The organism is Streptomyces sp. NPDC051452 (assembly GCF_044454765.1).
GTDB lineage: Bacteria > Actinomycetota > Actinomycetes > Streptomycetales > Streptomycetaceae > Streptomyces.
Genome location: NZ_JBITEB010000006.1, coordinates 223,859 through 242,302, shown reverse-complemented (window position 1 = coordinate 242,302; position 18,444 = coordinate 223,859). Strand labels below are relative to the sequence as shown.

Annotated in this window: 16 protein-coding genes; 9 read left to right on the top strand and 7 right to left on the bottom strand. The window is 71.8% G+C overall.

Annotation, left to right across the window (positions count from 1 at the left end):
* Positions 1-44 precede the first annotated feature (44 nt).
* From ACIBA9_RS17835 to ACIBA9_RS17815, 5 genes are all read left to right on the top strand, one after another.
* Complete coding sequence (locus tag ACIBA9_RS17835; protein ID WP_399363954.1) at positions 45-1,568, top strand: IucA/IucC family protein; 1,524 nt, start codon at positions 45-47, stop codon at positions 1,566-1,568.
* A gap of 104 nt (positions 1,569-1,672) precedes the next feature.
* Complete coding sequence (locus tag ACIBA9_RS17830; protein WP_399363952.1) at positions 1,673-3,214, top strand: hypothetical protein; 1,542 nt, start codon at positions 1,673-1,675, stop codon at positions 3,212-3,214.
* Positions 3,215-3,335: 121 nt separating this feature from the next.
* Positions 3,336-4,100, top strand: coding sequence for an NUDIX hydrolase (locus ACIBA9_RS17825; protein WP_399363950.1), 765 nt, complete (start codon positions 3,336-3,338; stop codon positions 4,098-4,100).
* 9 nt (positions 4,101-4,109) lie between these two features.
* On the top strand, positions 4,110-5,372 hold the full coding sequence (locus ACIBA9_RS17820) for a VWA domain-containing protein (protein WP_399363948.1): 1,263 nt from the start codon (positions 4,110-4,112) through the stop codon (positions 5,370-5,372).
* A complete protein-coding gene (locus ACIBA9_RS17815; RefSeq protein WP_399363946.1) occupies positions 5,372-6,172 on the top strand; it encodes a hypothetical protein in 801 nt (266 codons plus the stop codon). Before ACIBA9_RS17820 ends, ACIBA9_RS17815 begins: the two co-directional genes overlap by 1 nt.
* Before the next feature lie 140 nt (positions 6,173-6,312).
* Here the strand turns inward: ACIBA9_RS17815 and ACIBA9_RS17810 are convergent, their stop codons facing one another.
* On the bottom strand, positions 6,313-6,939 hold the full coding sequence (locus tag ACIBA9_RS17810) for a winged helix-turn-helix transcriptional regulator (protein ID WP_399363944.1): 627 nt from the start codon (positions 6,937-6,939) through the stop codon (positions 6,313-6,315).
* 87 nt (positions 6,940-7,026) lie between these two features.
* Here ACIBA9_RS17810 and ACIBA9_RS17805 point away from each other — a divergent pair, with 87 nt between their 5' ends.
* From ACIBA9_RS17805 to ACIBA9_RS17790, 4 genes are all read left to right on the top strand, one after another.
* On the top strand, positions 7,027-8,235 hold the full coding sequence (locus tag ACIBA9_RS17805; RefSeq protein WP_362153286.1) for a pyridoxal phosphate-dependent aminotransferase: 1,209 nt from the start codon (positions 7,027-7,029) through the stop codon (positions 8,233-8,235).
* Positions 8,236-8,406: 171 nt separating this feature from the next.
* Positions 8,407-10,218 (top strand): trypsin-like serine peptidase, encoded by a 1,812-nt coding sequence (locus ACIBA9_RS17800; RefSeq protein ID WP_399363941.1) that lies wholly within the window; start codon positions 8,407-8,409, stop codon positions 10,216-10,218.
* Between the two features lie 123 nt (positions 10,219-10,341).
* Entirely contained in the window at positions 10,342-10,941 is a 600-nt protein-coding gene (locus ACIBA9_RS17795; protein WP_399363939.1) for a histidine phosphatase family protein, read from the top strand.
* 249 nt (positions 10,942-11,190) lie between these two features.
* Positions 11,191-11,805 carry a hypothetical protein gene (locus ACIBA9_RS17790; RefSeq protein WP_362153278.1) on the top strand — a complete coding sequence of 205 codons (615 nt, stop codon included), beginning with the start codon at positions 11,191-11,193 and terminating at the stop codon, positions 11,803-11,805.
* A 116-nt stretch (positions 11,806-11,921) separates the two neighbouring features.
* Here the strand turns inward: ACIBA9_RS17790 and ACIBA9_RS17785 are convergent, their stop codons facing one another.
* The 6 genes from ACIBA9_RS17785 to uraD all read right to left on the bottom strand — a co-directional run bounded on the left by ACIBA9_RS17785 (position 11,922) and on the right by uraD (position 18,336).
* A complete protein-coding gene (locus ACIBA9_RS17785; RefSeq protein ID WP_399363937.1) occupies positions 11,922-13,289 on the bottom strand; it encodes a nucleobase:cation symporter-2 family protein in 1,368 nt (455 codons plus the stop codon).
* A gap of 264 nt (positions 13,290-13,553) precedes the next feature.
* A complete protein-coding gene (locus ACIBA9_RS17780) occupies positions 13,554-14,939 on the bottom strand; it encodes an 8-oxoguanine deaminase (protein WP_399363935.1) in 1,386 nt (461 codons plus the stop codon).
* Positions 14,940-15,006: 67 nt separating this feature from the next.
* Positions 15,007-16,422 carry a nucleobase:cation symporter-2 family protein gene (locus tag ACIBA9_RS17775; protein WP_399363933.1) on the bottom strand — a complete coding sequence of 472 codons (1,416 nt, stop codon included), beginning with the start codon at positions 16,420-16,422 and terminating at the stop codon, positions 15,007-15,009.
* A gap of 64 nt (positions 16,423-16,486) precedes the next feature.
* Complete coding sequence (gene pucL, locus ACIBA9_RS17770; protein ID WP_399363931.1) at positions 16,487-17,410, bottom strand: factor-independent urate hydroxylase; 924 nt, start codon at positions 17,408-17,410, stop codon at positions 16,487-16,489.
* Between the two features lie 4 nt (positions 17,411-17,414).
* Positions 17,415-17,819: a hydroxyisourate hydrolase gene (gene uraH, locus ACIBA9_RS17765; protein ID WP_399363929.1), complete on the bottom strand. Its 405-nt coding sequence runs from the start codon at positions 17,817-17,819 to the stop codon at positions 17,415-17,417.
* 4 nt (positions 17,820-17,823) lie between these two features.
* A complete protein-coding gene (gene uraD / locus ACIBA9_RS17760; protein ID WP_399363927.1) occupies positions 17,824-18,336 on the bottom strand; it encodes a 2-oxo-4-hydroxy-4-carboxy-5-ureidoimidazoline decarboxylase in 513 nt (170 codons plus the stop codon).
* Positions 18,337-18,444 lie beyond the last annotated feature (108 nt).

The window sequence follows — 18,444 nt, the reverse complement described above, 5'->3', positions numbered from 1 at the left end:
TCGTGCCCCGTGCCGCGTGTACCCGAGGAGCCGAGGAGCCGACCGTGCACCGACCCCCCACCGCCGAGGCGGAGGTCGCCGAAGAGCTGGCCGTCGTCCGGCCCGCCCTGCTCCCCCGGTACACGGCGGAGCTGCCGGGTGCTCGCGCCGCCGTGCTGACGCGGCTGTGGCGGGCCCTCGTCCACGAGCCGCTGCCGTGGATCACGGCACGGGAGCCGGGCGCGCACGGGCTCACGCTGCGGCTGGCCGACGGACGGGCCCTGCGCGGGCCGCACGCGGATCCGTACGCCACAAGCGCGTACGTCACCGGTGTCCGCCTCGACCGGGAACGGTACGACGATCCGGTGCGGCTGATGCGGGACCTCGCGGTGCCGCACGCCCCGGCGTTCGCCGTCGAACTCGACCTCTCCGTCTCCTCGTTGGCTCTGTCACGGGCCGGGGCGGAACACCCGAAGGAGTGGCCGGAGCGGGACTGGCAATGGGAGCAGAGAGTGGTGGACGGGCACCCGTTCCACCCCAACTGCCGTGCCAGGCCGGGCTTCTCGGTCGCGGAGCAGCTGGCGTACGGCCCGGAGCACCGGCCGGTGGTGGAGTTGGGGACGGTTCCCGTGCCGGCGCGGGAGTGTCTGGTGGCCGGGGACTGGCCGGACGAACTCCGGGACGGGGGAACGGTGTTGCTGCCGGTGCATCCCTGGCAGACGGCGCACGTCCTCCAGCGGTCCTGCGCGCCCTGGCAGCCGGCGCACCCCCTGATGTCCCTGCGGACCCTGGCGTTGCCCGGCGGCCGGCATGTGAAGACCGCGTTGAGCACCCGGCTGACCTCGTCGGTGCGGGACATCTCCGAGTACTCGGTGCGCTCCGCCATGCCGCTGTCCGCGCTCGCCGAGGATCTGGCGGCCCGCACCGGCGGTCTGCTGCACATCACCCGCACGCTGGGCGCGGCCACGGCCCACTCCCCCGATCTGGCCGCGCTGCTGCGGGAGTCGCCCGAGGTGTACGCGGCGCCCGGCGAACGCGTCCTGCCGGTGGCCGCGCTCGCCACCACGACGCTGCCCGCCTCTCCCGCCTGGCTGGCCGCGTTCACCCGGCTGGCGCTCACGGTGGGGTTGCGCCTGCTCGATCTCGGCGTCGCCCTGGAGGCGCATGGCCAGAACCTCCTGGTGGTCCTGGCCGACGACGGCACTCCCCGACGCCTGGTCTACCGCGACCTCGCCGACATGCGGATCAGTCCCGCCCGGCTGGCCCGGCACGGCATCGCCCCGCCCGCCCTCGCGGGCCGTCTGGTCACCGACGACGAGACCGCGCTGCGCCGCAAGCTGTTCGGCTCCCTGGTGGGGGGCGCCCTCGCGACCACGGCGGGTTCCGGCCCGGCACTGGCCGCGGCCCTGCGGACCGCACTGCCCGAGCTGCCGGCCACCGCGGACCTGACGGCCCTGCGCACGGATCCGCTGCCGGTGAAGGCGTTGACCCTGATGCGTCTCTCACCGGATCACCCCGGCGACATCTGGACCGCGCTGCCGCATCCCTGCGTACCACCGGTACCGGAACCGGAACCGGAACTAGGCTGATTTCGCGTCATATTGAGTGTCCGAAAAGCACGTTGGCTCCACCACCACCGCCCGGCGGTGTACCTCTGAGGAACCGGCCCGGACCCGAGACCCCGAGAGAGCAGATGACTGACGCCGACCGCAGTGACAGCCTGATGTCGCCGATCCAGCCCGAACAGCTGGACCCGGGCGCCGTGATCGCGCAGTCGCTGGACAACCAGTGGGTTCCCGCCCAGCTCACCAGGGACATGATCGAGAGTGGCCGGTCCCTTGACCAGGTCGACCGGCGTCGTGTGCGGGAGGTGCGCGCCGAGTACTTCCGCAGCCTCATCAACGCCAGCCAGGTCGTGATCAACCGCGCCTACTTCTACAACAACGACGCGATCAACCGCGACCTCATGGAGGAGGACGAGGCGCGCGCGGCACACCGCAGGCTCCTCGCCTCGGGGGCGATCGTTCCCTTCCTCCTCGGCGAGCGGCACCCGGCGGAGGAGCCGCCCGCCCATCTCCATGTACGGCGCCAGGGGTTCACCGCCTGGCAGGAGACGCTCGCGGGGATGTCCGCGAGCGACCGGGTGCGCTGTGTGCGGATGTCGTGGGACGACTCCCAGGGCGACAAGGAGAACCGGGAGCGCGCCCGGATCCGGCTCTTCCAGCCCTTCACCGAGAAGGTCCAGGGGCTCACCGCGAAGGACATCGACGTCCTCGCGGCCCAGGTCGGGGTGGCCCGCGAGGACACCGACCGGTTCGGCGCACGGCTCGGCGAGGTCGTCGGCTTCAGCAACGGGCTCAGCGTCAGCCGGCAGCCGGTGGTGCGCAACACCCTGTACGAGGAGTTCGTCTCCGTTCCCGGGACGAACGTGGCGGAGGGCAGGTACGACCGCGCCAAGCCCTTCGCGGCGGAGATAAAGCAGCTCCTGGACCTGATCTACAACGTCAACCTGGCCGACGCCCTCGGGCGTTACCCCCTCACCCCCGTCGGCAGCCTGCGGCGGGTGGTGCTTCAGGAGGCCCGCGAGGCCCGGGCGGCCACCGTCGGCGTCGTCCAGGATCCGGAACAACTGCTGACGTTCCTGCGCCGGCAGAGCTTCGCCGCCGTGCAGGACCATCTGACGCCGGCGGCGGTGAACGACCTGAGCCTGCACGACATCTGGCGGCTGCGGCAGACCCCCGTCTGGAACGCCTACATCCAGGCGTTCGGGGCCCTGACCGCCGCCCCGGAAGCGTTCCACGACGGCGTCGGACGGGTCTTCGACTGCTACGTCCGGCTCAACTCCGAGATCCTGAAGCTGGCGCGGGAGCGCCGGCAGGCCAGGCCTTCCGCCTGGCGGCCGGTGGTCGAGGTCGTCGTCACCGTGGGCGCGGCCGTGTTCACGGCCGTCAGCGGCAACGAACTCTGGCAGGTGGCCGGTTCGGTCCTGCCGCTCACGGTGAGCGGATCGCTGACCGGTTCCGTGCAGCTGGTGCTGCGCAACCGGATGGCCGGCCGACAGGAACAGAGGTTTGCCCGCGAGATCGCCACCGTGCGGCTGGCGAGTGAACGAGAATGGGCGCAGTTCCACGACCTGGTACGGCGGCTGCCCGGCTACCAGGACACGGCCGGGCCGGCCGCGACGGGCACGGCCTCGGCAACCACCCAGGACAACGAGGACCTGCCAGAGTACTGAGGAGTACACGGGAACACGGGAACACGGGAACACGGGAACACGGGAACCCGAGACCTGAGAGCACGAGAAACCGAGAGCCCGAACCGGGAGCACCCTCCTTGCCCAGCCTGTCGAGCCCCCGATGAACCGCTATAAGGCCCTGCGCCGGGATGTCCCGGAGTGGTTCCGGGAAGATCCCGAGGGGATCCGGATCCTCACGGACCCGGCGTCCGTCCGTGCCGCCCGGCGCCAGGTGACGGCGGCCCTCGACCCCGGCCGGGGCGGCCGGTTCGGGGCCCTGTGGGCGCGGCTGCGGGTCGTGCTGCGGCCGATCCCGGCCGGAGTCGTGTCGGCCGGTCGGCACCTGTGGTATCTCCGGGATGCGGTGCGCTTCCCCGACGGCCGGCTCGGTCTGTACGACCGTGTGCTGCCGCCCCCGGGCTCCTCGCCCGGCGTGGTGGTCCTGCCGCTGGTGGGGCCCGAGGCGCGGGTGGTGCTGATCGAGCACTACCGCCACGCCACCCGCGACCGGCACTGGGAGACGGTGCGCGGCTTCGGCGATCCGGGTGCCACGGCCGCCGAGAACGTCGCCCGGGAACTGCGGGAGGAGATCGCCGCCACGCCGACCACCATGGTGCCCCTGGGCGAAGTGCACCCCGACACCGGTCTCTTGGGACACAGGGTCGCCCTGTACGCGGCCCGGGTGGACGGCATCGGCGAGATCGAGAAGGGGGAGGCGATCCGGCGGGCCATCACGGTGACGCCGGACGAGGCGGAACGGATGGTGGCCGACGGACGGATCACCGACGGCTTCACCATCGCCGCCCTCTACCGGGCCCGGCTGGCGGGCGTGTTCGAGGCGGGGCCGCCGGGCGACGTTTTGGAGTCCGGTACATCTGATCAATAGGATCCGGCGATGATCAGAAGACAACGGCTGGCGGCGGGAGTCTGTGCTCTGCTCGCCGCCCTGACGGCCGGGATCGCGTTCCCCGCCGGAGCGGTCGCCGACGGGACCGAACAGTCCGCCCCCAAGGTCGAACTGGTGCTGGACGTCAGCGGTTCCATGCGGGCCCGGGACATCGACGGCGGCACCCGGATGGCCGCGGCGAAGCAGGCGTTCAACGAGGTGCTCGACGCGACCCCCGAGGAGGTCCGGCTCGGCATCCGCACGCTCGGCGCCAACTACCGCGGCAACGACCGCAAGGAGGGCTGCAGGGACACGGAGCGGCTCTACCCGGTCGGCCCGTTGAACCGGACCGACGCGAAGACGGCCGTGGCCACGCTGGCGCCGACCGGCTGGACGCCGATCGGGCCCGCGCTGCTGAAGGCGGCGGACGATCTGAACGGCGGTGCCGGCACCCGCCGTATCGTCCTGATCAGCGACGGCGAGGACACCTGCCAGCCGCTCGACCCGTGCGTGGTGGCCCGGGAGATAGCCGCCAAGGGCATCGGGCTGACCATCGACACCCTCGGCCTGGTGCCGGACGCCAAGACCCGCGACCAGCTCCGCTGCATCGCCGACGCGACCGGCGGCACCTACACCTCCGTACGGCACAAGGAGGAACTGAGCGACCGCGTGGGCCAGTTGGTCGACCGGGCGGCGGATCCGGTGGTGACGCCGGTGGCGACCGAGGGCGCGGCCGCGTGCGAGAAGGCGCCGGCGCTCAAGTCGGGGCTGTACACCGACCGCGAGGAGTTCGGGCAGCAGCGCTGGTACAAGGCGCAGGTCGAGCCGGGGCAGGAGCTGCGCGCCTCGGTGAGCGTGGCCGCCGACCGGGCCGTCGGCCCCGACTACGGGCTGCTGCTGCGGGCGGTGACCTCGCACGGGCGGGAGATCGTCCGCGGTGAGGCCGCCGGCACCGGCCGTACGGACGTGATCTCCACCGGGCTGCGCTATCCCCGGCCGTCGAGCGACGATGACGACGCGACTCCGGAGACGGTGTGTCTGCAGGTCACCAACTCCTTCGCGGCGGCCGCCGGGGTGAAGACCACGCCCGGACTGCCGCTGGAGCTGACCGTCGACGTGGTGGACGGCCCCTCGGGCCACCACGACGTGGCCTCCTTCGGGCTCGGCCGCGGCTGGTGGCTGCTGGGCGCCCTGGTACTGATCGGCTTCCTGGCGGGTGTGCTGTGGGGCTGGCTGTCGCGCTGGCGGGTCGCCGTCTGGAGGACGAACTGATGCGGATCACACGAGCGTTGGGCGCCGCGCTGCTGGCGCTGGGACTGGCCGCCGGTCCGGCCGCAGCCGATGCCTCACCCTCCCCCGGCGCCTCCGGCGACGGCAAGGCAGCCACCCGGGCGGGCACCTCCTTCCGTACGGCCACGGAGCTCGAGCAGGGGCAGCAGGCCACGGCATCCGGCTCCGCCGGTGACTACCTCTACTGGTCGTTCCCCGCGGACACCGGGCAGCGTCCCACCGTGAAGGCGACGGTGAAGCTGCCCGACACGCACGGCACGCAGACCTGGCAACTGGACGTGTACGACGGGCTGCGGCGCCGGCAGGCCTGCCAGTACGGCGCGCAGTCCCGCACCGCCGGTCAGGGGGCCGCCACGGTCGAGCTGGCCTGTGTACTGCGCACGGTGCGCGGCTGGTCGGAGCCGTGGGCGAACGACCCGCTGCCGGGCACCTACTACGTCCGGCTGACCGTGGTGGACCTCGGCTCCGCCGACCTCGGGCTTCCGGTGAGCGCCGAGGTCCGGGTCGACTCCAAGGACATCGGCGGGGCGGCGGCGGTCGACGGCTCGCTCGGCAAGCCGCTCGTCCCCGGTATCGCCGTCACGTCCGGTGAGCGGAAGGACGGTTCGAAGGCGGCCGTGCTGTCCAGCTTCGGCTCGGACGACGGCTGGTCCTCCGGCTGGTGGTCCGACCGCTGGGTGTGGACGGCGATCGGCGGCATCCTGGCGGCGCTCGCCGGCATCGGCGGGTACGTGCTGACGCGCGGCTCGGGACGGCCGTCCCGGGTACCCCCGGGGGCCTGACCCGCACCTCCCCCGCCTTCCGCGTCGGAACCCGCGGGGACCCCGGCCCAAGGGTCCGGGAACCGAAGGCCCGCCCCCGTGGCGGGCCTTCGGCATACCCACGCCCGCCTTGCCTTGCCCGTCCGTTCCCCGCCCCGGGTTCACCCCTCCCGCAGCACCTTCGCGATCTGCCCATCGCCGGTCACCGTCACCCGCCCGGCCCGGACGGCGTCCGCGAGGCTCAACTGCCCCCGGGCCACCGCCTCACAGGTCCCCGCGTCCAAGGTGAGCCGTGCATCGGCCTCGCCCGGCGCGGGCCCGTCGCCGTACACCGGAGCCTCCTGGGCGCCGACCCGCAGATGGAACTCCCCTTCCTCCAGCCGCACTTCCACCAGCCCTTCGCCTTCCAGGGCGCGCAGCAGCGGCAGCGCGAACCAGTGGGCGCGCACCGCGTCGGTGGGGCGCCGCTCCCCGAGCTCGGCCGCGCCCCAGGTCCCGAGTGCTTGCAGTACCGGCAGCAATTGCCGGCCGCGTGGCGTGAGTTCGTACACGAAGGAGGCGCCCGGCGGGGGCAGCCGGCGCCGGGCGGCGAGCCCGTCGCGCTCCATGTCCTTCAGCCGGGAGGCGAGGACGTCCGTGCTCACGCCGGGCAGGTCCGCGTGCAGATCCGTGTAGCGGCGGGGACCGGCCAGCAACTCCCTGACGATCAGCAGCGTCCAGCGGTCGCCGACCAGGTCGAGGGCGCGGGCCGCGGAGCAGTACTGGTCGTAGCTTCGGCGTGGTGACATGCGACGCAGTCTAGACACGTTGTTGGACTTTCCAAGCTCCCACTTGGTAAAACCAAGCAACACAAGTCGGCAAAGGGGTAGCTGCGCATGGAGTTCCGGCAGTCGAACAAGCTCAGCGAGGTCTGCTACGAGATCCGCGGCCCGGTCATCGAGCACGCCGACGCGCTGGAGGAGGCGGGGCACAGCGTGCTGCGCCTGAACACCGGCAACCCCGCGGCCTTCGGCTTCGAGGCGCCGGAGGAGATCGTCCAGGACATGATCCGGATGCTGCCGCGGGCGCACGGCTACACGGATTCCCGCGGTGTCCTCTCCGCCCGCCGCGCGGTCGCCCAGCGCTACCAGGCCCTCGGCATCGAAGTCGGCGTGGACGACGTCTATCTGGGCAACGGCGTCTCGGAACTGGTCTCCATGGCCGTGCAGGCCCTGGTCGAGGACGGTGACGAGATCCTCGTACCCGCGCCGGACTTCCCCCTCTGGACGGCCGCGACGACCCTGGCGGGCGGCACGGCGGTCCACTACCTGTGCGACGAACAGGCCGACTGGAACCCGGACCTGGCCGACATGGCGTCGAAGATCACGGACCGGACGAAGGCCGTGGTCATCATCAACCCCAACAACCCGACGGGCGCGGTGTATCCGAAGGAGGTCGTCGAGGGCATCCTGGACCTCGCCCGCCGGCACGGCCTGATGGTGTTCGCCGACGAGATCTACGACCAGATCCTGTACGACGACGCGGTCCACCACTCGGCCGCCGCGCTCGCCCCCGACCTGGTGGTGCTGACCTTCTGCGGCCTGTCGAAGACGTACCGGGTGGCGGGCTTCCGCTCCGGGTGGCTGGTCGTCACGGGGCCGAAGCAGCACGCGCGGAACTATCTGGAGGGCCTGACCATGCTGGCCTCCATGCGTCTGTGTCCCAACGCGCCGGCCCAGTACGCCATCCAGGCCGCGCTCGGCGGCCGTCAGTCCATCCGTGAACTCACGCTGCCCGGCGGGCGGTTGTACGAACAGCGGAACGTGGCCTGGGAGAAGCTGAACGAGATCCCCGGCGTGTCCTGCGTCAAGCCCAAGGGGGCGCTGTACGCCTTCGCGCGCCTCGACCCCAAGGTCCACCCGATCCACGACGACGAGAGGTTCGTGCTCGACCTGCTGCTGCGCGAGAAGATCCAGGTGGTCCAGGGCACCGGCTTCAACTGGCCCTCCCCCGACCACTTCCGCATCCTCACGCTGCCGTACGCGGACGACCTGGAGGCGGCGATCGGCCGGATCGGGCGGTTCCTCGGCGGGTACCGACAGTAAGTGGCCCCCTCTCGCGCGTTTGTGCGAAGATCGCCCGGCCTGACCGGGGGGACCGGCGTGACGTGGGGGGGGCGTGGAGCCCTCGGTGCGCGCCCGACGAGTGCCGCGCCGCACCGCCGTTCCGCCCTGTCCGGTTCCATCGATCAGATTCCATCGATCAGGGGGAGTGCCTTGTTCTCTTACGGAAGACGCCGGTCGGCCGTCGCCGCCATCTGCTCGGTGGCGCTCGGATTCGCCGCCCCGGCCGCCCGGGCCGGTGCGTCGTCGCCGGCGCCGGCCGGCGGCGGGCAGGAGGCGCGGGACGCCGCCCGGTTCTGGACCGCCGAGCGCATGGCGGACGCCCGGCCGCTCGACGCGGTCCGCACCGCGCCGTCGGCGGCGGTGCGGGCGGGCAGCGTGGCGGCGCGCCGTCCCCAGGGCACGCTGTTCAACGGGACACGTCTGGTGGGGACGTTCTTCGGCTCCGACGGGCCGGGCGGCACCACCTGGCACTGCACGGGCAGCGTCATCGACACCCCGGCGCGCGACATCGTGCTCACCGCGGCCCACTGCGCGATGGGCATGAAGAGCGACTACATCTTCGTGCCGAAGTTCGTGAAGGGCGCGAGCCCGGACCAGCAGCCCTACGGCATCTTCCACATCCAGCGCGTGTTCACCGACCCCCGCTACCAGCCCGACCAGGGGGCTTCGACCACCAAGAAGCCCTCGTCCGACCTGGACACCGCGTTCGCGCGCGTGTCGCCCAACCAGCACGGCACCTCCCTCCAGGACGCCGTGGGCGGCGGGCTGACCTTCACCCGGCCGACCGGTTACGCCCAGCGGAAGGTCACCGTCGTCGGATACCCGGCGTACGGGCACAACGGCGCCGGACGCGCCGTCAAGTGCACCGTGCCGACGACTCAACTGCGCGGCTACCGGCAGATGTCGATGACCTGCGGCGGCTACTACGGTGGCGTGTCCGGCAGCCCGTGGATCACCGACTACGAGGACGACGGCCGCACCGGTCACGTCATCGGCAACCTCGGCGGCTACAACGGCGGCGGCAACGACGCGGACGTCGACTACATCAGCTACGCCCCCGCGTTCGGCGCGGACGCCGAGAACCTCCTCGGCTACGCCGTGGCCAACCGCACGCCCCCGGCCGATCTGCCGCCCTACCAGGGCCTGGGGGAGAAACTGGCGGGTGGCGCGAGCCGCTGGCGCAATGCCGCCCTCATGGCCTGCGCCGACTACACCGGCGATCGCCACGACGACCTCCTCGTGGTCTGGTCCGACGGCGGCGTCACCCTGCATCCCGGTGACGGCAAGGGCGGTTTCCGCGCCGAGAAGCGGCTGCTCAAGGCCAACACCACCTGGACGCACGCACGGAGCCTCACCGGCGGGACCTTCGCGGGCGCCGACCACCCGGGGCTGCTGGTGCGCTGGTCCGACGGCGAGGTCAGCCTGTACCCGGACCTCGGCACCTCCGGGCTGGGCCCGGAGACACGGATGGCGGAGCCGGGCCCCCGCTGGAAGGGCGCGACCCAGCTCGCGGCCGGGCAGTTCCACGGTACCCAGGGCGCCACCGACCTGCTGGCGCGCTGGTCCGACGGCCACGTCACGGTGAACACCGCGGTACGCGAGGGGAGTTTCGGCACCGGCAGACAGATCGTCGCGGCCAACGGCACCTGGACCAAGGCCGCCCTGCTGACCGCCGGCGCCTTCGGCCGCACCGCCAACTGGGACGTCCTGGTGCGCCGGACGGACGGCGGCCTCGACAGTTACCCGGCCACCTCGGCCACCAAGGCGGGCCCGCGGACGCGGGTGCTCGGCCCGAGCGGCCTGTGGAAGCACGCCCAGGCCATGACGGCCGGCGACCTCACCGCCGACGGCTACGCCAACGACCTGGTCGTCCGCTGGTCCGACGGCGAGACCACCCTGTACGCCGACACCCGCGCCAAGACCCTCGGCACCGAACACACCCTGGTCCACCACGGCACCTGACCGGCACCGGTTCTCCCCCGGGCCGGGCGTGGCCGCGGCGGGCCGCCGTCTGGCGCAGTCCGTCCTGCGGGGGGCGACCGCCCTGTGACACCGTGCTGGCAGGCGAGCGGGAAGGGCGCTGTGGTGAGTGACCTCTTTCTCGTCCGGCACGGTGAGACCGAGTGGTCCCGGTCCGGACGGCACACCGGCTGGACCGACGTACCCCTCACCGAGCACGGGCGGGAGGAGGCGCGCGCGCTGGCGCCGCTGATCCGCTCACACCGGATCGGCGCCGCCTTCGTCAGCCCCTCGCAGCGGGCCCGGGAGACGGCCGAACTCATCGGCATCCCCGATGCCCGGGTCGACGCGGACCTGCGCGAATGGGACTACGGCGGGTACGAGGGCGTGACCACCGCGGAGATCCAGCGGACCAGGCCCGGCTGGTTCCTGTTCACGGACGGGGTCGCGCCCGGGCCGCCGGAGCACCCGGGCGAGACCCCGGAGCAGGTCGGCGAGCGCGCCGACCGGATGCTGGGCAAGGTCGACGCCGCCCTCGCCGACACCGAGGGTGCCGTCGTGCTGATCGCCCACGGCCACTTCCTGCGCGTCCTCACCGCCCGCCGCCTGGGGCTCCCAGCACGGCACGGGGCCCTGTTCCAGCTGGCCACGGGCACGTTGTGCCGGCTCGGCACGGAACACGGCCGCCCGGTGATCGCGGGGTGGAACATCCGGCCACTTGGGTAGGGCGTCGAGGGAGCACACGCGCTCGACCGCTGCACGCCGACGGGATCCCCGCCCCGGCCACTGTCCCCGCCTCGCCCCTGCCCGGCCGCCGTCCCCGCCTCGGCCGTCATTCCGCTCCGGCCGTTGTCGCCGCTCCGGCCGTTGTCAGTCCCGCGTCGTAGCCTGCGAACAGGCCGCTCACCGGCCGCTCGTCGGGCGGCTCGGCGTAGCGTCGGCATCGGCATCGGCATCGGCATCGGAAGGAGCGCCGTGACACGACCGCCCACCGCCGCCCAGCGGCGGCTGATCGAGGCCGCCGATCCGGTCACCGGCCGGCTGCGGGGTACGGGGGCGCAGCTCGCGGCGCTGGTGAAACAGGGCCTCGCCTTCCGGCACCCGCGGCCGCCGCACGCCCACTTCCTGACCCCCGCCGGGCATCGGATACGCGAGGCGGTGCCGGAGCCGGTGAAGGCGGCCGAGCCGGCCACCGGGGTGTTCGCGGCCCGCGTCGGCGGCGAGGAGGAGCCGCCGGGTCCGGCGCGGCCGCGCGAGGTGCACAGCGCCTGGCAGGGGCTGCTGGAGCTGCGCCGGATGACCAACCCCGACGGCGCGGCGGACCGGCCGTGCGGCTGGGAGCGTACGCATCTGGTACGGGCGGCGGCGCTGGCCCTGGAGGCGGCGGGCCACCGCCCCGCGAGCGGGGACGCGGACGGGTACCGGGTGCGGGCGACTCCGCAGCCGGAGGCCGTCGCGGTGTACGCGCCGGACGCGGGGTCGCTGGCGGCCTGCGCGGCGACGCTGGACGGGGCCGGCTGGCAGGCGGGCGAGTACACCGAGCCGCGCACGAGGGCACGTTATCTGCTGGCCTCCCCGCGCCGGGCCTGAACGACGGGTCCGGCCCGGCTGCCGGGGAAGCGAGCGGCGAGGCGCCGAACCGGCGGTGCCACCGGCCGGGTCCGGCGCCTCACGTCATCCCCGGGGCACGAGGGGCCCGGGACCGTTCAGTGGGCGGCGGCGATCTCCTTGCCCGGTTCCATGGGATGGGTGACGTCCTGCGCCTCGCTGCCCTTGCCCAGGTGGTTGAAGAGCAGGTTGAGGACCACGGCGGTCACACAGCCCGTGGAGATACCCGAGTCCAGGACGATCTTGGCGGTCTCGGGGAAGGCGTGGTAGAAGCCCGGCGCGGTGATCGGGACGATCCCGACGGCGAGGGAGACGGCCACGATCAGGACGTTGTTGTCCTTGTCCAGGCCGGCCCGGACCAGGGTCTGGATGCCACTAGCGGCGACCGAGCCGAACAGGACGACACCGGCGCCGCCGAGGACCGGGCGGGGCACGACCGCGATGAGCGAGGCGGCCATCGGACACAGGCCCATCAGGACCAGGAAGCCGCCGCCGGCCGCGACGACGTACCTGCTGCGGATCCGGGTCATGGCCACCAGGCCGATGTTCTGGGCGAAGGCGCTGCACATGAAGCCGTTGAAGAGGGGGCTGAGCGCCGAGCCGAGGGTGTCGGCGCGCAGGCCGGCCGCGATGGTCCGTTCGTCGGCGGGGCGTTCGACGATCTCGCCCAGTGCCAGCATGTCGGCGGTCGACTCGGTCATCGAGACCACCATCACCACGCACATGGAGAGGATCGCGGCGAGCTGGAACCGCGGGGCGCCGAAGTGGAACGGGGTCGGGAAGCCCACCACGTCGGCGTGGACGACCGGGCCGAAGTCCGTGACGCCGAACGGGATCGCGAGGAGGGTGCCGATGACCAGGCCGAGCAGGACGGCGATCTGCTTGACGAAACCGCGGGTGAAGCGGCGCAGCAGCAGCACGATGAGCAGGGTGAGACCGGCGAGGGTGAGGTAGGTCGTCGAACCGTAGTCGTGGGCCCTCGGGTCGGGGCCCTGGGCCCAGCCGAAGGCGACCGGCAGCAGGGACACGCCTATCAGGGTGATGACGGACCCGGTGACGACGGGCGGGAAGAAGCGAATCGCCTTGCTGAAGAAGGGGGCGGCGAGGAAGCCGAGGACACCGGCGACGATGACCGCGCCGAAGATGATCGGCAGCGCGTCGGACTTGTCGTGGGCGGAGGCGACGATCGCGGTCATGGGGGCGACACCGGCGAAGGTGACGCCGTTGACGAAGGGCAGTCGGGCACCGATCTTCCAGATGCCCAGGGTCTGCAGGAAGGTGGCGAGGCCCGCGGTGAACAGGCAGGCGCCGGTGAGGAAGGTCAGTTCCGTCGCGGACAGGCCAACGGCCGCTCCGACGATCAGGGGTGGGGCGACGACTCCGGCGTACATGGCGGCCACGTGCTGCAGGCCGCTGGTCGCCATTTTGAGGGCGGGGAGTTTTTCGTCTACGGGATGGGCGGCCACGGCTGGTCCTCCGGACGGTTAACACGTCGGCGACGCGGGTTTCAGGGAGGTGGTGCGTGTGGTCGTGCGGGACCGTGACGGAGATGACGCATGAGCGGTGTGGTGGGGTGCCGTCTCCGGGACACGCGCGTGTGCACGTGCCCCGGAGACGGCTTGCCGTGAATCCCGCTCGGATCCACGGCTCCGGCCGTGAGCCGTCCCTCCCGGCCGGAGTCTGCCCGGCGCCCCGCCGGTGCGGCGGGCGTCGGAGTAGGGGGTGACGGATCAGCCCTGGGCGGCGATCCGGGCGAGGCGCTGGGCCTCCTCGCGGGTGGAGCGGGCGATGGTGTCCTCGTCGGCGGTGAGCAGGCGGCCGCCTTCGACGATCTGCCGGCCGTTGACGAAGGACGCCGTGACCGGTGCGGCGGCGCCGAAGACGAGCGCGGTCACCGGGTCGGTGATGGAGGCGTGCGCGAGCGTGTCCATCTTCCACAGCACCACGTCGGCCAGCTTGCCGGGTTCCAGCGAGCCGATCTGGTCCGCGCGGCCGAGGACCTGGGCACCGCCGTAGGTGCCGAGCCGCAGCGCCTGGCGAGCGTTCAGGGCGGCCTCGCGGTGGGCGCCGAGACGGTTGATCAGCAGGGCGTTGCGCAGTTCGGTGTGGAGTTCGCCGGACTCGTTGGAGGCGGTGCCGTCGACGCCGAGGCCGACCGGGACACCCGAGGCGAGCATGTCGGGGACGCGGGCGATACCGGCCGCGAGGCGGGCGTTGGAGGAGGGACAGTGGGCGACACCGGTCCGGGTGCGGGCGAACGCGGCGATGTCGGAGTCGTTCATGTGGACGCAGTGCGCCATCCACACGTCCTCACCGAGCCAGCCCGTGGACTCGAAGTAGTCGGTCGGGCCCATGCCGAACAGCTCGTGGCAGAACTTCTCCTCCTCCACGGTCTCCGAACCGTGGGTGTGCAGCCGTACGCCCAGCCGGCGGGCCAACCGGGCGCCCTCCCGCATGAGTTCGGTGGAGACGGAGAAGGGCGAGCAGGGGGCGACGGCCACCTGGGTCATGGCGTCGAAGGAGGCGTCGTGGTGCTTCTTGACGGTCTCCTCGGTCGCGGCGAGCGCGCCTTCCAGCGTCTCCACGGCGAAGTCCGGCGGCAGGCCGCCGTCCTTCTCGCTGCGGTCCATCGAGCCGCGCGCCAGCGTGAAGCGGACGCCCATCTCGGCCGCGGCCTTGATGATCGAGCCGGACAGGTCGCCGGAGCCCTGCGGGAAAACGTAGTGGTGGTCCATGGCGGTGGTGACGCCGCCGCGGGCCATCGTGGCGAGGGACCCCTGTGCCGCCGCGTAGGTCATCCGCTCGTCGATGCGCGCCCAGGTGGGGTAGAGGGCGACGAGCCAGTTGAACAGGTTGTGGTCGGTGGCCAGACCGCGGGTGATCCACTGGTAGAAGTGGTGGTGGGTGTTGACCAGGCCGGGTGTGGCCAGATGACCGCTCGCGTCGATCCGCCGTACCACGTTCTCCAGGCCCTCCGGGGCCTTGCCCGCGCCGAGCGACTCGATCCGGTTGCCGGCCAGGACCAGGTATCCGGAGGCGTACTCCGTGTCGCCCGCGTCCACGGTCGCGATCGCGCAGTTCTCGATGACGACGCGCTGGGCTGCCGATGCTGCCATGGTGCTTCCTTGTCTTCAGTGGCGGCCCGGGGACGGGTGTCGTCCACGGGGAGGGCACGGCAGGACCCTAGGAGGATTTGAGTGCCGGAGCGGGCCGGGGCGCGCTCCGGGTGCCGAGATGGTGGAAGAACAGATTGAGCGAGACCGCGACGAGCGCGCCGGCGCTGATGCCGGAGCCGAGCACCGTCTGTGCCCAGGCCGGGAAGTCGGCGTAGAAGGTCGGCGCGGCCAGCGGGATGATGCCGGCGCCGAGCGCGACGGCGACCAGGATGATGTTGGAGCTGTCGTCCAGCCCCGCCTCCGACAGCGTTCGGATCCCGCTGACGGCGATCGAGCCGAACAGCACGATGCCCGCGCCGCCGAGGACCGGCATGGGGACCAGGGAGACGACCGCGCCGAGGACCGGGAAGGCGCCGAGGACCAGCAGGGTGGCGCCGGCGACGGCGACGACGTAGCGGCTGCGCACCCGGGTCAGCGAGACGACGCCGACGTTCTGTGCGAAGGCGGAGGTGGGGAAGCCGCCGAAGACCGGGCCGATCAGGGTGGCGAGGCCGTCGGTGCGCAGGCCGCGGGTGATGGTCCGGGCGGTGGCCTGGCGGTCGCAGATCTCGCCGAGCGCGAGCATGCCGGCGGACGACTCGGTCATCAGCACCAGCATCACGATGCACAGCGACAGGATGGCCGCGGGCTGGAACTCGGGGGCGCCGAACGCGAACGGCGCGGGCAGCGCGGCGACGGGCGCCGAGTGGAGTCCGCTGAAGTCGGCCATGTGGAACGGGATGGCGGCCAGGGTGCCGATGAGCAGCCCGAGCAGCAGGGCGATCTGCTTGACGAAGCCGCGGCCGAAACGCTGGATCAGCAGGATGACGGCGAGGGTGAAGGCGGCCAGCGCGAGGTGGCGCATGGCGCCGAAGTCGGCGGCGGTCTTGTCGCCGCCCTGCGCCCAGCCCACCGGGACGGGCATCAGCGTGACGCCGATCAGCGTGATGACCACGCCGGTGACCAGGGGCGGGAAGAAGCGCAGCAGGCGTCCGAAGAACGGGCCGACGGCCAGGCAGAAGACGCCGGCGACCATCACCGCGCCGTAGATCGCGGGGAGTTGGTGGCCGCCGCCGTTGGTCTCGGCGATCGCGAGGATCGGCGCGATGCCGGCGGAGGAGGCGGCGTTGACGAAGGGCAGTCGGTTGCCGACGAGGCCCTTGACGCCGATGGTCTGGAGGACGGTCGCGACGCCCGCGATGAGCAGGCTCGCGGCGATGAGCCGGGTGCGGGCCGCGATGTCGAGCCCGCAGGCCTGGCCGATGATGAGCGGAGGAGTGACCACGCCCGCGTACATCGCGGCGATGTGCTGGAGCGCGGCGGGGACGAGCCGCGAGAAGCCGAGCTTCTCGTCCACCGGGTGCACGGACGTGACGGCGTCCTCGGTGTGCACCGGCGGGGTGGAACACGGGGCTTTGGCGGGCCCCTTCGCAGGCTGTGCCATTTCGTTCCCTCCGGTGTGGCGGGCCCCCGGCCCGGGTGGCGGGGCCGGGGGCGCGCGTCCCGCGTCAGAGGTTGGTCATGTCGACCGGGATAAGGGCCTCACAGCCGTCCCGCAGGATGGTGGCCTCGATGAGGCCGTAGGGGCGGTCGGCGGCGTAGTAGACCTCGTTGTCGTTCTTCAGTCCGAACGGCTCCAGGTCGACCAGGAAGTGGTGCTTGTTCGGCAGCGAGAAGCGGACCTCGTCGATCTCGCCGCGGTTGTTGATGATGCGCGAGCCCATCTGGTACAGCGTCTGCTGCAGCGAGAGGGAGTAGGTCTCGGCGAAGGCCTGGAGCATGTGCTTCTTGACCTGCTCGTAGGACTTCTCCCAGTTGGGCATCTTCTGCTCGTCGTCGGTCCAGTTGAACCGCCAGCGGCCGGAGACCTGGGTGGCGAGGATGCGGTCGTACGCCTCCCGCAGGGTGGTGTACTTGTCCTTGACGTAGCCCCAGAACTCGGAGTTGGTCGAGTTCATCACGACCAGGTCCTTCAGGCCCGAGACGACCTCCCACTTCTCACCGTCGTAGGTGATCTGGGTGACCCGGGTCTCCTGGCCCTTGCGGACGAAGGAGTGCTTGACGTCGTCCGCGCCGATGAACTTGGAGTTGGCGTCGGAGGTGGCGATCCGCTCCCAGGCGTACTCCTCGATGCGGATGCGGGCCTGGTGGATCGGCTCCTGCGAGGTGACGAAGTGGCGGGCGAGGTGGATGCCGAACTGCTCGGCGGACTCTATGCCGTACTCCTTGGCGAACGCGTACACCGTGTTCTTGGTGGTGTCGGTCGGCAGGACGTTGGCGTTGGAGCCGGAGTAGTGGACCTCCTCCATGTCGCCGCTCAGCGCCACGGACACGTTGAGGTCCTTGATGTGGTGGGTGGCGCCGTCCCGCGTGATCTTGACGACTCGGTTCTCGGCCTTGCCGTACTGGTTCTGTCCCAGGATGGTGGGCATTTAGCTAGCTCCCTCGGTAAACGGAGTAGCCGAACGGGTTGAGCAGCAGCGGTACGTGGTAGTGCTCGCCCGGTACGACGGCGAACGTGATCGCCACCTCCGGGAAGAACACCGCCGGCCCGCTGTCCCGATTCGCGGGGGCGTCCTGCTGCGCATCGGCTTGCTTCTTCGCAGACATTTCGAAGTACGGCTCGACGGCGAAGTCCAGCCGTACGTGGGTGGTCCCCTCCGGCAGTGCCGGCAGGTCCTTGCACCGGCCGTCGGCGTCGGTCGCGGAGCCGCCGAGCGCCTGCCAGTCCCCCGCCGTACCGCTACGGGCGTGGAGCCGGACGGCGACGCCCTCGGCGGGGCGGCCGACAGAGGTGTCCAGGATGTGCGTGGACACGGAGGCGGTGGTGCTGGTGCTCATGGTGTCAGGCGTCCTCTTCGACGAGTCGGGCCAGTCGGATGCGGTTGATCTTGCCCAGCTCGGTGCGGACGATCTCCCGCTCCTGCTCCGGCGCGTTGCCGAGCCGCTCCTTGACCGCGTCGCGCATCTGCTCGCCCGTTCTGCCGGTGGCACAGATCAGGAACACATGTCCGAACCTGTCCTGATAGGCGAGGTTGAGCTCGAGCAGCTCGGCCTTGAGTTCCTCGGAGGCGTCGGCCATGCCGCGCTGTTCGCGAGCGGAGGTCGGGTCGCCGGGCTTGGGGCGCCCGATCGGCGGGTGCCCGGCCATCGCCTCTTCGAGGTCCGCGGCGGTCAGCTCGGCCATGGCGGCGTCGCTGGCGGCGAGGAGGTGCTCCATGGTGGGGTACGGGCGGGCGACGAGCACGCGCCGGGCCCACCCGGTGGAGGCGCACGCCTCGTGGAGGGCCGCGAGGGCCGCGTGCTCCTCCAGATCGTTGAACCGGGTCAGACCCGGGGGCGTGGAAGTCGTAGTCACGGAAGCCTCCGTGGCCGGAAACGGCCGTCGTGCTGAACGGGCTGCCGATAGCTAACGCCCTTGGAAACACCACGTCAACACTTTGTTGAAAAATCCGCGTAACAAGCA